Raw genomic sequence first — 12920 nt, 5'->3', positions numbered from 1 at the left:
GTATGGGGAAGGCGAACGGAGTAACCCATGACGATCGAGGTCCGACCGGTCAGGGACGGCGATTTCTTCGCCTGGCTCGACTTGTACACGAAGTACGCGGAATTCTACGAGACGGAGCTCACCGACCAGCGCGCCCTGCTGCTGTGGTCGTGGCTCACGGCTCCGGAGCACGAGGAGCTCGGCTTCGTCGCGGTGGACGGGGAGCGCATCGTCGGCCTCGCCCACGTGCGCGAGTTCGCCCGGCCGCTCGAGGGCGACCGCGGCCTATTCCTCGACGATCTGTTCGTCGCGGAGGACTCTCGCGGCGCCGGAGTGGGGCGCACGCTCATCGAGCATGTCCGCTCGCTCGCTCAGGAGCGCGGTCTCGGCGTCGTGCAGTGGATCACCGCCCAGGACAATGCAACGGCCCAGCGCGTCTACGATGCCGTGGCCGAACGCACCTCCTGGGTGACGTACGAGATCGATCTGTCGGGCCGGGGCTGATGCAGCTCGGCACCCGCTGGGCCGTCGGCGCGACTCCTCCGGAGAACCTCCCCGAGGTCGTCGCGTTCGCGCTCTCGACCGTCGAGGAGGAGCTGGTCGCCACCGACGTCGAGACCGATGGATGGCGCTGGACCCTCACCTGGCTGGAGGGGCGCCCCGTCGTGGAGCTCGACGACGGCACCGTGGTGCGGTACAACCCGCAGGAGGACTCCGCCACGATCACGCAGCCGGTGGAGCAGCAGCCCACCGACTACGACGAGGCCTGATCGGCTCTACCGCGGGAGCTGCGGCAGCTGGCGCGCGGCGCGATCCCGCGTCGCCTCCAGCTGGTCGACGAGGTCGGCGTGCTCAGCGGACCGGCGAACGGGGCGGTCCCCCCACGCGGTGAGCGCGTGGCCGAGACGGACGGCGGTGCGGTGGGTCCACGGCCGGCGGGCCGAGAGGGCGTAGGCGGTCATGAGGCGGATCCTTCCGAGATGGGCTGGAGTGCCGGCTCGGGAGAGCCGGCGTCGTAGCTGCGCGCGCTGAGCAGCAGGCGCGTGCAGACGAAGGTCAGGACGACCACGACGCCGCCGCCGATGACGAACGGCAGGCGCAGGTCGATGCGGGCGACGAACCCGCCGAGCACGGTCGCGATCGGAGTCAGTCCCCACCCGATGGTGCGGACGATGCCCATCGCACGGCCGAGCATGTCGCCCGGGATGAGCGCCTGGCGGAGCGCACCCCACGGCACGTTCCAGACCGCCACACCGAAGGCGCCGACGGCGTAGCTGAGCACGGCGACCGCGACGTTCGCGGTGAGTCCGACACCGGCGAGACCGACGCCACTCACGAGGATCGACCAGAACATCACCCGGCCGCGACCGAATCGGGCGACGAGCGAACTGGAGATCAGGGCGCCCACGAGCGCCCCCACCCCGACACCCGCCGTCACCACACCGACAAGCGCCTCCGGCACCGCGAAGGTCTGCAGCAGGAGGAGCACCACGCTTCCCTGTGCGAAGGCCAGGGCCGACGCGGTGAGCGATGTCAGCACGATCATCTTGCGCAGGAACCGGTGCCCGACCAGGAAGCGCACGACGGCGCCCATCCCCGGGCGGGCGGCCGCCTCCCCGTCCGTGTCTGCGCCCCGCGCGTGGGCACGCGCGGCCGCCGCCGGGATGCTCAGCGCCAGCAGACCGGCGACAAGGAATCCGGACCCCGTGAGCCAGACCGGCAGCACGAGGGCGACCGCGAACAGGAAGCCCGCGATGGGCGTCGCGATGAAGTTCTGCACGACGATCTCGGCGGATTGCATACGGCCGTTCGCGCGGTCGAGCTGGGTGCGGCCGACCAGGCTCGGCACGACCGTGGTCGTGGCGTTGTCGAAGACGGTCTCGCCCAGCCCGAACAGGAGCACGCAGCCGTAGAGCCACCAGATGGTGAGCGCGTCCGCCGCGATGAGTCCGGCGAGCAGCGCTGCGACGGCGAACCGGAGGCTGTTGGCCACGGCCATCGCGACGCGCCGGTCGACACGGTCGAGCAGCATCCCGGCCGGGATGCCGAAGAGCAGCCACGGGAGGAAGGTGACCGCCGTGAGCCCGGCGATGAGAGCCGGGTCGCGGGTCAGCGTCGTCGCGATCAGCGGCACCGCCGTGCGGCCGATGCCGTCCGCGAGGTTGCTCGCGATCGCGGCGGTCCAGAGGCGCGCGAACCCGGCGCCGAGCGGCGTCGTCATCGGTCTTCCTGTTCGACCAGCGGGAAGGCGTTGAACTGCACCTGGGCCCGCAGCTTGCCCTCGACATCGTCGGACTTCCACTGCTCACGCAGCCGGTCCAGGAGGCGGTAGTACTCGCGCCCGAGTTCGGCCAGCTGGTCGATCGTGAGCTCGAGGTGGGAGGTCGAGAGTGTGCTCGCCTGCATCCACTCCGTACCGAAGACGTCGAGTCCGCGGCGGACGAACGCGGTGAGGCGGCGCTCGTTGTTCTGCTGCCATTCGCGCGAGATGAGCTCGTTGGCCTCACGGCCGGCCGGAGTGGCCAGCGTCTCGGGCGAGCCGATCGTCACGCCGCCCGGCGCCATGCGCCACCAGCGCTCGCGCCCCGAGCCGCGCTCGGCGTCCTCGACGATGATGTTGTGCTTGGCGAGCTGGCGCAGGTGGTAGCTCGTGGAGCCGCTCGACTCCCCCAGCCGTTCCGCCAGTCCGCTCGCGGTCGCCGGCCCGAAGTCGGAGAGCTCGTTCATGATCTCAACGCGCAACGGGTGCGCCAGCGCGCGGAGCGCCTCCATGCCGAGGGCGTCGTCCATGGGGTGGGAGATCGGCGCCGGCTTCTGCGGGGCGTCCGTCTCGCGGGGGTCTTCGTGGGCCATGTATCGAGCGTAGCAATGCAAAGGATTCTTTGCAATTGTTTCTTTGCACTGATTCGTTTGCAATCATTTCTTTGCAGCGCACCCTTTGCGAGTGTGAATGGGGCCGTAGGCTGGACGAATGGCAGACACCGCGAATCCGTTCTTCTCCCCCAGCACCCTCCCCTACCAGTTGCCGCCGTTCGCCGAGATCCGGGACGAGCACTATCGTCCGGCCTTCGAGCGCGGGTTCGCGGAGCAGCTCGCCGAGATCGACGCGATCACGGCCTCCCCCGGACCGGCGACGTTCGAGAACACGTTCCTGCCGCTCGAGCGCTCCGGACAGGTGCTCCAGCGCGTCGCCGAGGTCTTCTTCAACAAGAGCTCCTCCGACAGCACGGACTTCACCAATGCGCTGGAGGAGGAGATCGCGCCGCGGCTCGCCGCGCACCAGGATGCGATCCTCCTGAACCCGGAGCTCTACGCCCGGATCGCCGCGGTCCACGCCGCACTCGACGAGCTGGACCTCGACGCCGAGTCCCGCTACCTGGTGGAGCGGTACCACACCGAATTCACCCTGGCGGGTGCCGGCCTCGACGAGGCGGACAAGGAGCGGCTGCGGGAGTACAACCAGCGGCTCTCGACCCTCACCACCCGCTTCGAGAAGAACCTCCTCGCCGACACGAACGACCTCGCGGTCGTGCTCGACTCGGCTGACGAGCTCGCGGGACTGGGCGACGGAGAGATCTCCGCCGCGGCCGAGGCGGCGCGGGAGCGCGGACTCGACGGCACGTACGTGGTGACTCTGGTGCTCCCCACCGGCCACCCGTGGCTGTCCTCCCTCACCCGCCGCGACGTGCGCGAGCGGATCATGACGGCTTCCCGCTCGCGCGGCATCCGCGGTGGCGAGCACGACAACCGTGAGCTGGTGCTCGAGATCACCCGCCTGCGCGCCGAACGCGCCCGTCTGCTCGGCTTCGACACGCACGCGGCCTTCGTGACGGCCGACCAGACCGCACGCACCCCGCAGGCCGTGGCCGACATGCTCGGCCGGCTCGCCCCTCCCGCGGCCCGCAACGCGCGCGCCGAACAGGAGGACCTCCAGCAGCAGCTCCCCGATGGCGACACCGTGCAGAGCTGGGACTGGCCGCTGCTGACCGAGAAGGTGCGGCAGCAGAAGTACGACGTCGACTTCGCCGGCATGCGCCCGTACTTCGAGGCCGAGCGGGTGCTGCGCGACGGCGTCTTCCACGCCGCGACCCGTCTCTACGGCATCACGTTCGAGGAGCGCCCCGACCTGGTCGCCTACCACCCGGAAGCCCGCGTCTTCGAGGTCCGCAACGAGGACGGCAGCGAACTCGGCCTCTACATCCTCGACCTCTACACCCGCGACTCGAAGCGCGGCGGCGCCTGGATGAACCCGCTCATCTCCCAGTCCGAGCTCCTCGCCACCCCGACGGTCGTCGTGAACAATCTCAACGTCCCGAAGCCCGCGGCGGGCGAGCCGACGCTGCTCACCTACGACGAGACGAACACACTGTTCCACGAGTTCGGGCACGCGCTGCACGGACTGTTCGCCCGCGTCACCTACCCCAAGTTCGCGGGAACCAACGTCTTCCGCGACTTCGTCGAGTTCCCGAGCCAGGTGAACGAGATGTGGATGCTGTGGCCGGAGATCGTCGAGAACTACGCGGTGCACCACGTCACCGGCGAGCGGATGCCGCAGGATCTCATCGACCGCCTCCACGCCTCGGAGTCGTTCAACGAGGGCTTCGCGACGAGCGAGTACCTCGCCGCCGCGCTCCTCGACCAGGCCTGGCACGCCATCACGGCCGACGACACCGTCGAGGACGTCGCGGCGTTCGAGGCGGAGGCTCTGGCCGCGGTCGGCCTCGACAACCCGGCGGTCCCTCCGCGCTACGCGAGCACCTACTTCGCGCACACGTTCTCCGGCGGCTATGACGCGGGCTACTACTCCTACATCTGGAGCGAGGTGCTCGACGCCGATACCGTCGAGTGGTTCCGGGAGAACGGCGGCCTCACCCGCGAGAACGGCGACCGGTTCCGCTCCCGCCTGCTCGGCGTGGGAGGCTCGAAGGACCCGCTGGAGGCGTACCGCGACTTCCGCGGGCGCGACGCCGTGATCGAGCCGCTGCTGGAACGGCGCGGGCTGACCGGCTGACCGCCGGCGGGCGGAGGCCGTCTCGGTCGCCGCCCGCCGCCGGCCGTCAGGCCGACTTCTCCTCGCGGCGTGGGCGATGCGGGACGATGGTGGGCGCGGCGTTCTCGAGCACGGCCTCCCGGGTGACGACGACGCGGGCGACCTCGGAGCTGGACGGCACCTCGAACATGATCGGCCCGAGCACCTCCTCCATGATCGCGCGAAGGCCGCGGGCACCTGTCTTGCGGAGCACGGCGAGATCGGCGATGGCCTCGAGCGCGGTGTGCTCGAACTCGAGCTGTACGCCGTCGAGCTCGAACATGCGCTGGTACTGACGCACCAGGGCGTTCTTCGGCTCGGTGAGGATCTGCATCAGGGCGCTCTGGTCGAGCTGCGTCACGGTCGTGACGACGGGCAGACGGCCGATGAACTCCGGGATGAGCCCGAACTTGTGGAGGTCCTCCGGGAGCACCTCGCTGAAGAGGTTGATGTCGTCGCCCTTGGAGTGCAGCGGGGCGCCGAAGCCGATGCCCTTCTTGCCCGCGCGGGACGAGATGATCTCCTCCAGCCCGGCGAAGGCGCCGGCCACGATGAACAGGACGTTCGTCGTATCGATCTGGATGAACTCCTGATGCGGGTGCTTGCGACCGCCCTGCGGGGGGACCGAGGCGACCGTGCCCTCGAGGATCTTGAGCAGCGCCTGCTGCACGCCCTCGCCGGAGACGTCGCGGGTGATCGACGGGTTCTCGGCCTTGCGGGCGATCTTGTCGACCTCGTCGATGTAGATGATGCCGGTCTCGGCGCGCTTGACGTCGTAGTCGGCGGCCTGGATCAGCTTGAGCAGGATGTTCTCGACGTCTTCGCCGACGTAGCCCGCCTCGGTGAGGGCGGTGGCGTCCGCGACGGCGAACGGAACGTTGAGGCGGCGGGCGAGCGTCTGCGCCAGATAGGTCTTGCCGCAGCCGGTGGGGCCGATCAGCAGGATGTTGCTCTTGGCGATCTCGACGTCGTCCATGGCGTCGGCCGCCGTGATGGTCTGCTTGGCGCGCACCCGCTTGTAGTGGTTGTAGACGGCCACGGCGAGCGAGCGCTTGGCCTGCTCCTGGCCGATCACGTACTCCTCGAGGAACCCGAAGATCTCCTTCGGCTTCGGCAGGTCGAACTCGCTCGCGGCCTCCTCGCCGGCCTCGGCGAGACGCTCTTCGATGATCTCGTTGCACAGCTCGACGCACTCGTCGCAGATGTACACGCCCGGCCCGGCGATCAGCTGCTGGACCTGCTTCTGGCTCTTGCCGCAGAAGGAACACTTGAGCAGATCGGCGCTCTCCCCGATTCGAGCCATCCCTCATCCCCTCCTACAACACGGGTGTCTTCGTCCGAGCCTAACCTGTGCGAGCGACAATGGCGCGCACCGGCGGGTCGAACGCGTCATCCGCCGTTATGCCGACAGCAGATGACCGCCGGACGTGCGAGGAGGACGCGATCGCATCGACCGCGTCCTCCCCTTCTACCGCTGCTGCTACTTGACGAGCGCCGGCAGCGTCTTGCGACTGGTGAGCACCTGGTCGATCAGACCGTACTCCAGAGCCTCCTGCGCACCGAGGATCTTGTCGCGGTCGATGTCCTTGTTGACCTGCTCGACCGACCGGTTGGAGTGCTTCGCGAGCGTCTCCTCCAGCCAGCTGCGCATGCGCATGATCTCGTTGGCCTGGATCTCGATGTCGGACGCCTGACCCTGACCCGCCTGGCCGACGGCCGGCTGGTGGATGAGGATGCGGGCGTTCGGCAGCGCGAGACGCTTGCCGGGGGTGCCCGCAGCGGTCAGCACGGCCGCGGCGGAGGCCGCCTGGCCGAGCACGACCGTCTGGATGTGCGGGCGGATGTACTGCATCGTGTCGTAGATCGCCGTCATCGCGGTGAACGAGCCACCGGGCGAGTTGATGTACATGACGATGTCGCGGTCGGGGTCCTGGCTCTCGAGCACGAGGAGCTGGGCCATGATGTCGTCCGCCGAGGCGTCGTCGACCTGCACGCCGAGGAAGATGATGCGGTCCTCGAAGAGCTTCGCGTACGGGTCCTGGCGCTTGTAGCCGTAGGCCGTGCGCTCCTCGAAGCTGGGGAGGATGTAGCGGGAGCCGGGCGCCTGCACGCCGCCGAGGGCCTGGCCGCCGAGAGGCTGGCCGTTGTGGGCGGCTCCGCCGAGCATGGGGGTGTTCATAGTGGTGTCCTTCGTCCTTCCGGCGTCCGCTACTTGGATTCCTGGTCGGTGCCGCCGCCGCCGGCGACATCGAGGGCCGACTCGCGGATGTGGTCCACGAAGCCGTACTCGAGTGCCTCCTGCGCGGTGAACCAGCGGTCGCGGTCGCCGTCCGCGTTGATCTGCTCGACGGACTTGCCCGTGGCCGACGCCGTGATCTCGGCGAGTCGCTTCTTCATGTCCAGGATGAGCTGGGCCTGGGTCTGGATGTCGCTCGCGGTTCCACCGAACCCGCCGTGCGGCTGGTGGAGCAGCACGCGGGCGTTCGGGGTGATGTACCGCTTTCCCTTGGTGCCGGCGGTCAGCAGGAGCTGGCCCATCGAGGCCGCCATGCCGATGCCGACGGTGACGATGTCGTTCGGGACGAACTGCATGGTGTCGTAGATCGCCATGCCGGCCGTGATCGAACCGCCGGGAGAGTTGATGTAGAGATAGATGTCGCGCTTCGGGTCCTCGGCGGCCAGGAGCAGCAGCTTCGCGGCGATCTCGTTCGCGTTCTCGTCCCGGACCTCGGAACCGAGCCAGATGATGCGGTCCTTCAGCAGTCTGTCGAAAACATTGGGCTGGATACCCAGGTCGGCCATGTTCGCTCCGTTTCCTTATCGCTTGGGATCGAATCTATCGGAGCGGTGCGGCCATTTCGGCGCTGTTCGCCCTGGGCAGAGTGGTGTCGCGCCGTGCACATGACGGCGGGGTCAGGCGTCGTCGAGCTCGGCCGCGTATGCGGAGATCGCACGGCCGTAGCGGGAGGCGTGCGGTGCGAGAGCGGTCAGGGCTTCGCGAAGGGCCTCCGCCTTCAGGCCGAGATCGAAGAGCGCGAGCGCGGCGAACGCGTGCGCGTCACCGGCGAGCGGAGCGCCGGCCGGCTGGGCGGCGAGCAGGTCGCGGAGCAGCTCGACCGCCTCCTCAGGACGATCCAGATTGCGGAGCGTGCTTGCGAGCTGGATCGTCGCCCGCGAGCGCTCCGGTTCGGCCAGGCCCGCGTCGAGTGCCGCCCGGTAGAGCGGCTCCGCCTCCGCCTCCCTTCCGGCGTAGTCGTACGCGCCCGCGCTCTCGTACAGCGCGGCGGCGTCCCCCGCGGGCCGCTCGGCTGCGAGGGCGAGGATCGCGGCGACGGTCGCCGCCTCACCCCGGTCGTCCGCCGCGTCCCACGCCGCGTCGACACGCCGCTGCCAGTCGTCCATTCCGTCTCCCTCGTGCCGGATACGACGAAGGCCGGGCGCGTGCGCACCCGGCCTTCGTCGTCGTGTCGTGTTACTCCGCGTCCGCGGCCTTCTTCTTGGCGGCCGGCTTCTTGGCGGGAGCCTTCTTCTTCGGCTTCTCCTCGGCGGCGGGGGCCTCGGCGGCCTCCTCCGCGGGGGCCTCCGCGTCCTGGGCCTCCGCGTCCTCGTCGTCGCCCGAGGCGACGGCCGTGAACTCGCTGAGGTCGACAGGCTTGCCGTTGCTGTCGACGACCTTCACCTTGCCGAGCACGATCGCGAGCGCCTTGTTGCGGGCGACCTCGCCGACCATCGACGGGATCTGGCCGTTCTCGCTGAGGATCTTGACGAACTCGTTCGGGTCCATGCCGTACTGCGCCGCACCCTGGATGAGGTACTGGGTGAGCTCGTCCTGGCTGACCTTGACGTCCTCGGCCGTCGAGACCTCGTCCAGCAGGATCTGCGTGCGGAAGGTCTTCTCGCTCGACTCCTTCACCTCGGCGCGGTGCACGTCGTCCTCGAGGCGGTTCTCCTGCTCGAGGTGGCGGTGCACCTCGTCCTCGACGAGCTGCTCCGGGACCGGGATCTCGACGAGCTCGAGGAGCGTGTCGACGAGCTGGTCACGGGCGGAGGTGCCCTGGCCGAACGCCTTCGAGCGCTCCACCTGGCTGCGCAGGCTGTCCCGCAGCTCGGCGATGGTGTCGAACTCGCTCGCGATCTGGGCGAAGTCGTCGTCCGCCTCCGGCAGCTCCCGCTCCTTCACGGCGTTGAGCGTGACGGTGATCTGCGCGTTCTCGCCCTCGTGGTCGCCGCCCATGAGCGGAGCCTCGAAGGTCGTGGTCTCTCCCGCGGTCAGCGTGTCGAGCGCCTCGTCGATGCCGTCGATCAGCTCGCCGGAGCCGATCTCGTAGGAGATGTTCGCGGCGGTGTCGACCTCCTCGCCGCCGATCTCGGCGGTCAGATCGATCTGGGCGAAGTCGCCCTTCTTGGCCGGACGGTCGACCGTCACGAGCGTGCCGAAGCGGCTGCGCAGGGTGTCGAGCTCCTCGTCGATGTCGCTCTCCGCGATCTCGGCGGCGTCGACCGTGATGGTGATGTCGTCGAGCTTCGGGAGGGTGATCTCCGGGCGCACGTCGACCTCGATGGTGAGCAGCAGGTCACCGGAGAAGTCCTTCTCGGCCGGCCACTCGGTGATGTCGGCCTGCGGGCGGCCGAGCGGGCGCACGTCGTTCTCCTCGACGGCCGCACGGTAGAAACCGTCCAGGCCCTCGTTGACGGCGTGCTCGAGGACGGCAGCCTTGCCGACCCGCTGGTCGATGATCGCCGGCGGGACCTTGCCCTTGCGGAAGCCGGGGATGCTGACCTGCTCGGCGATGTGCTCGTACGCGTGGGTGATGGAAGGCTTCAGCTCCTCCGGCGTCACCGAGATGGTGAGCTTGGCGCGGGTGGGGCTGAGCTTCTCGACCGTGGTCTTCACGATGTCTGGGTTCTCCTGAATGTTCGAACGATGGTCTTCTCGCAAGGAACGAGGTCCTCGTCGGGGCGACAGGATTCGAACCTGCGACCTCCCGCTCCCAAAGCGGGCGCTCTAGCCAAGCTGAGCTACGCCCCGGCTACAACGGTGCGAAAGACCACGCGCAAGTCTACTGCACACGAGATGACCCCCGCGTGTACTACGATGGTCTCCGGCCGCCGCAGACGCGCGGCTTCGGGGATGTAGCTCAATGGTAGAGCCTCAGTCTTCCAAACTGATTACGCGGGTTCGATTCCCGTCATCCCCTCCGCTGGAAACACTGGGCGAGCCGCCCGTCGAGCGAAACGCTCCGGAACGCGATCCCCGTCAAAACCCCGCGCTCTCTCGGTTTCGCAATACTCTATTGTTCCGTGACGGTGGATTCGACTGAGGAGCGTTCGGCGCCGACGCTGCGATTCCGCAAGTCTGAGTTGAAGCTGGACTTCAAGTTTTGGCTGGCTGTCGTCTTCATTGTGGTCATCGTTGTGGTCAGCGTGCTGATCTCGCTGCACCAGCCCTGGGTCGGATTGGGCACCGGCGCATGTGGGGTGCTCGGCGCGCTCCTCGGAGTATTGCTGCAAGCGACGCCTCTCCCCGTCGACTACACGACCAACGGTGCAAGCGCGGTGCGGGGACTTCTCGGCGCAGCCCAAGACCTGGAAAATGTACGGGTCCAAACGACCAGTCTCGTTAGCGAGGTGGAGTCTGACCCCAACCGCGTGAAGGTCGGACTCGTCGACACCCAGAACCGGCTAGAGGAAGTAATCAGCTCGCTCTACGTCTCGATGGCAGAGTGGGACAACATCGCACCGGGCGCCCTGGCCGAGGTCGACAAGCTCAACAACGCGGGTCGCGATGCCCTGAAGATGCTTCAGAGAAAGGGAACTGATGTCTGAGGACAACGACATCACGAATAGCGAGCGGCTTGAGGAGGTAGTTGACCGGGTCGAACATCTCACTCGCATCAGGGGAAAAGTCGCGGAGGTCGTCAGCGACCGCGAGATCATCCTCAACAAGGGCAGCGATGACGGAGTTCGTGAAGGAATGTACTTCGCGGTTCTGAACCCGGACACAGTGGGAATCACAGACCCCGACACGGGAGAACAGCTTGGCGGAATTCGAGTAGTGAAAATCACGGTGCGCGCTGTGGAGGTTGCCCCGAAACTCACATTGGCCCGCACTTTCCGCACTCGCAGAGTCAATGTTGGGGGCTCTGCTGGCGGGGGTGTGAGTGCTCTCTATGCAAGCTTGCAGCCGCCCAAGTATGTGGAAGAGGTCGAGAAACTACGCCTCGACAAGAACTCGCCGCGCAAACTTGATCCCGAGGAGAGCGTGGTGTTGCGGGGTGATCCTTTCGAGACCGCGACGTCGCGGGAGGTCGCCGACGTGCGATCTATTTCTGTGTGGGAAGAGGACGACCGACTCCATTGAGAACGAGTCAAGCGCCAGGCTTGCGTTTGCGTTCTTTCTCGGTCTCAAGCTCGATCAATTCGCCGAGCCGGCTTCTTAGCAGTGCGTGCATCAGAACTGATCGCGTCAAGACAACGATCTCAAAGCAAGAAGCGAAGAAGAACGTTGCAACTAGGCCAAAGAAGTACTCCTCAACAGGCCGAGGAAGCGTCGGAGACAGCGCTAGATAAAAGGCCGTACCAATTAATGTCGCTACCTGGACGCCGACCGCGAGAAGGAATGGGCGAAAGAACCCCAGCACACCAGATTCGTTTGTTCGGAGCAGGCGCAAGTATGTGTCCGACAGGAGAGAGGCCACCAAGGCCAGCCCGGCGAACACAATTGCTACGAGCGCAGCCACAACGGCTAGGAAAGACGAGGCCAGCGACGTGCGCTGAGCAAGCGCGCCGAACGCGGCGAGGTACCACGCAAGGCCGACCCCAAGAACGATGCTCGAAAGCGTTTCGAACGAGAAAACGTCAGAGAGGCGAAGTCGTCCCACTGCCGTCCAAAAGCTCACCTCGCTTCGAAGTTTTCCCATGCTCCAGTCCTCGTTTGGAGACCGCGTCTAGGACGGCCTCGGTCGCAGTATTCCAGTCGCTCCCGACATCGTCGATAGACAGCCGTTGGACCCTCTGGCGTTGATCATAAGTTGCAGCGCGACCATTGCGCTTTCCCTTAGCCCAGATCCGTCCAAATGCATGGTCGAGGGCCGCAACCAGGAACCCCTTGGTGGTTGGATCGTTTTTGACTGCCTCTTTCTGAAGCCCCGATGTTTGGTCGCGCGCCCGGATTTCTTCCTTGATCTGATCCGCCTCATACCGATCGAGACGAGCGAACAACGCATCGAACTCAGGCTCGCCGTCGGGGTTCGGGCGCTCGAAGACAAGGCGTAGTAGCAACAACTGATCGACGGAATCTAGCCATGCGTAGAAGTCTCCTTGGTCGCCCAGGGGTTCGACGCCCCAGGACGTAGTCGGGAACTCCATCTGGCGTTCGCCGCCATTGAGAATCTCCGTCAGCACGTCGTCGAGCACTGCCTCGGTCGTGAAGGAGGGATGCTTCAGTACGCCGAGGATGCGACCGTTCAAGCTGAACGCGACAGGCGCCACAGCGCTGTCATCCTTGGGGACGAGCCGGTCCCTCCACTCGTGAGTCTCGCTGTCCCAGACCTGCCCGAGAACACTGGCCGATCTGGCCCACCCCAAGCGCCCGGTGAAGGTCCCGGCTTGCTCATCGAACTCCAGGCTGCCGAGCTGCCAGGTCCTGCGATACTTTCTGCCACTGTGCCCGGGCGCCGAAACCGCAAGAACGCGTCGGAGATGATCCAGGAGGTCTGGGGGCGGATCAAACAGCGACGGATCGCCCCCAATCGGCCTGCGATTTACGCGATAGAACAGCACATCGACGTTGGGCTTGGAGAACCACGGCTCTGAAGCAGCGGCCGCAGAATTGTTCCCCTGATCGAGCGTCATCTTGGACAGTCCCCCTCTTTGGCAAGACCTTAGCGAAACGCCGTCGTCACCATCGGCC

15 protein-coding genes and 2 tRNA genes are annotated in these 12920 nt (G+C 66.9%); 6 read left to right on the top strand and 11 right to left on the bottom strand.

Features of this window, described 5'->3' with window-relative positions:
- Nucleotides 1-27 precede the first annotated feature (27 nt).
- Nucleotides 28-483 carry a GNAT family N-acetyltransferase gene (locus tag IT072_RS09930; protein ID WP_223360786.1) on the top strand — a complete coding sequence of 152 codons (456 nt, stop codon included), beginning with the start codon at nt 28-30 and terminating at the stop codon, nt 481-483.
- Nucleotides 483-749 (top strand): hypothetical protein, encoded by a 267-nt coding sequence (locus IT072_RS09925; RefSeq protein ID WP_223360785.1) that lies wholly within the window; start codon nt 483-485, stop codon nt 747-749. Before IT072_RS09930 ends, IT072_RS09925 begins: the two co-directional genes overlap by 1 nt.
- 6 nt (nt 750-755) lie before the next feature.
- Here IT072_RS09925 and IT072_RS09920 read toward each other — a convergent pair whose 3' ends face one another.
- From IT072_RS09920 to IT072_RS09910, 3 genes are read right to left on the bottom strand one after another with little or no spacing between them, the layout of a single operon-like run.
- Nucleotides 756-941, bottom strand: a complete 186-nt coding sequence (locus IT072_RS09920) for a hypothetical protein (protein WP_223360784.1) — start codon at nt 939-941, stop codon at nt 756-758.
- Nucleotides 938-2200, bottom strand: coding sequence for an MFS transporter (locus IT072_RS09915; RefSeq protein ID WP_223360783.1), 1263 nt, complete (start codon nt 2198-2200; stop codon nt 938-940). The genes IT072_RS09920 and IT072_RS09915 overlap by 4 nt, the downstream gene beginning before the upstream one ends.
- Nucleotides 2197-2832: an ArsR/SmtB family transcription factor gene (locus IT072_RS09910; protein ID WP_223360782.1), complete on the bottom strand. Its 636-nt coding sequence runs from the start codon at nt 2830-2832 to the stop codon at nt 2197-2199. Before IT072_RS09910 ends, IT072_RS09915 begins: the two co-directional genes overlap by 4 nt.
- Before the next feature lie 118 nt (nt 2833-2950).
- Here IT072_RS09910 and IT072_RS09905 point away from each other — a divergent pair, with 118 nt between their 5' ends.
- Nucleotides 2951-4990 (top strand): M3 family metallopeptidase, encoded by a 2040-nt coding sequence (locus IT072_RS09905; RefSeq protein ID WP_223360781.1) that lies wholly within the window; start codon nt 2951-2953, stop codon nt 4988-4990.
- Nucleotides 4991-5036: 46 nt separating this feature from the next.
- Here IT072_RS09905 and clpX read toward each other — a convergent pair whose 3' ends face one another.
- From clpX to IT072_RS09875, 6 genes are all read right to left on the bottom strand, one after another.
- Entirely contained in the window at nt 5037-6311 is a 1275-nt protein-coding gene (clpX, locus tag IT072_RS09900) for an ATP-dependent Clp protease ATP-binding subunit ClpX (RefSeq protein WP_223360780.1), read from the bottom strand.
- Nucleotides 6312-6488: 177 nt separating this feature from the next.
- Entirely contained in the window at nt 6489-7187 is a 699-nt protein-coding gene (locus tag IT072_RS09895) for an ATP-dependent Clp protease proteolytic subunit (RefSeq protein WP_374758237.1), read from the bottom strand.
- A 29-nt stretch (nt 7188-7216) separates the two neighbouring features.
- A complete protein-coding gene (locus IT072_RS09890; RefSeq protein ID WP_223360779.1) occupies nt 7217-7810 on the bottom strand; it encodes an ATP-dependent Clp protease proteolytic subunit in 594 nt (197 codons plus the stop codon).
- A 111-nt stretch (nt 7811-7921) separates the two neighbouring features.
- Complete coding sequence (locus IT072_RS09885; RefSeq protein WP_223360778.1) at nt 7922-8410, bottom strand: tetratricopeptide repeat protein; 489 nt, start codon at nt 8408-8410, stop codon at nt 7922-7924.
- A gap of 70 nt (nt 8411-8480) precedes the next feature.
- Nucleotides 8481-9902: a trigger factor gene (gene tig, locus IT072_RS09880; RefSeq protein ID WP_223360777.1), complete on the bottom strand. Its 1422-nt coding sequence runs from the start codon at nt 9900-9902 to the stop codon at nt 8481-8483.
- A 60-nt stretch (nt 9903-9962) separates the two neighbouring features.
- A tRNA-Pro gene (locus IT072_RS09875) sits at nt 9963-10037 on the bottom strand.
- Nucleotides 10038-10135: 98 nt separating this feature from the next.
- Between IT072_RS09875 and IT072_RS09870 the strand changes: the two genes are divergently transcribed.
- The 3 genes from IT072_RS09870 to IT072_RS09860 all read left to right on the top strand — a co-directional run bounded on the left by IT072_RS09870 (nt 10136) and on the right by IT072_RS09860 (nt 11369).
- Nucleotides 10136-10206, top strand: a tRNA-Gly gene (locus IT072_RS09870).
- Nucleotides 10207-10309: 103 nt separating this feature from the next.
- A complete protein-coding gene (locus IT072_RS09865) occupies nt 10310-10834 on the top strand; it encodes a hypothetical protein (RefSeq protein ID WP_223360776.1) in 525 nt (174 codons plus the stop codon).
- Nucleotides 10827-11369: a hypothetical protein gene (locus IT072_RS09860; protein ID WP_223360775.1), complete on the top strand. Its 543-nt coding sequence runs from the start codon at nt 10827-10829 to the stop codon at nt 11367-11369. The genes IT072_RS09865 and IT072_RS09860 overlap by 8 nt, the downstream gene beginning before the upstream one ends.
- 7 nt (nt 11370-11376) lie before the next feature.
- Here the strand turns inward: IT072_RS09860 and IT072_RS09855 are convergent, their stop codons facing one another.
- Together IT072_RS09855 and IT072_RS09850 are read right to left on the bottom strand one after the other, a co-directional pair.
- Complete coding sequence (locus IT072_RS09855) at nt 11377-11907, bottom strand: hypothetical protein (protein ID WP_223360774.1); 531 nt, start codon at nt 11905-11907, stop codon at nt 11377-11379.
- Nucleotides 11867-12862: a hypothetical protein gene (locus tag IT072_RS09850; RefSeq protein WP_223360773.1), complete on the bottom strand. Its 996-nt coding sequence runs from the start codon at nt 12860-12862 to the stop codon at nt 11867-11869. The genes IT072_RS09855 and IT072_RS09850 overlap by 41 nt, the downstream gene beginning before the upstream one ends.
- Nucleotides 12863-12920 lie beyond the last annotated feature (58 nt).

This window comes from Leifsonia sp. ZF2019, assembly GCF_019924635.1.
Taxonomy (GTDB): domain Bacteria; phylum Actinomycetota; class Actinomycetes; order Actinomycetales; family Microbacteriaceae; genus Leifsonia.
The sequence above is the reverse complement of the archived record's forward strand: the minus strand, read 5'-3'. Positions and strand labels throughout refer to the sequence as shown.

Bases quoted from the DNA above. Each gene is read 5' to 3' on its own strand.
- clpX (WP_223360780.1), bottom strand. From the start codon at position 6,311: ATGGCTCGAATCGGGGAGAGCGCCGATCTGCTCAAGTGTTCCTTCTGC.
- IT072_RS09885 (WP_223360778.1), bottom strand. From the start codon at position 8,410: ATGGACGACTGGCAGCGGCGTGTCGACGCGGCGTGGGACGCGGCGGAC.
- IT072_RS09915 (WP_223360783.1), bottom strand. From the start codon at position 2,200: ATGACGACGCCGCTCGGCGCCGGGTTCGCGCGCCTCTGGACCGCCGCG.
- IT072_RS09860 (WP_223360775.1), top strand. From the start codon at position 10,827: ATGTCTGAGGACAACGACATCACGAATAGCGAGCGGCTTGAGGAGGTA.
- IT072_RS09925 (WP_223360785.1), top strand. From the start codon at position 483: ATGCAGCTCGGCACCCGCTGGGCCGTCGGCGCGACTCCTCCGGAGAAC.
- IT072_RS09920 (WP_223360784.1), bottom strand. From the start codon at position 941: ATGACCGCCTACGCCCTCTCGGCCCGCCGGCCGTGGACCCACCGCACC.
- IT072_RS09895 (WP_374758237.1), bottom strand. From the start codon at position 7,187: ATGAACACCCCCATGCTCGGCGGAGCCGCCCACAACGGCCAGCCTCTC.
- IT072_RS09910 (WP_223360782.1), bottom strand. From the start codon at position 2,832: ATGGCCCACGAAGACCCCCGCGAGACGGACGCCCCGCAGAAGCCGGCG.
- IT072_RS09850 (WP_223360773.1), bottom strand. From the start codon at position 12,862: ATGACGCTCGATCAGGGGAACAATTCTGCGGCCGCTGCTTCAGAGCCG.
- IT072_RS09930 (WP_223360786.1), top strand. From the start codon at position 28: ATGACGATCGAGGTCCGACCGGTCAGGGACGGCGATTTCTTCGCCTGG.
- IT072_RS09890 (WP_223360779.1), bottom strand. From the start codon at position 7,810: ATGGCCGACCTGGGTATCCAGCCCAATGTTTTCGACAGACTGCTGAAG.
- IT072_RS09905 (WP_223360781.1), top strand. From the start codon at position 2,951: ATGGCAGACACCGCGAATCCGTTCTTCTCCCCCAGCACCCTCCCCTAC.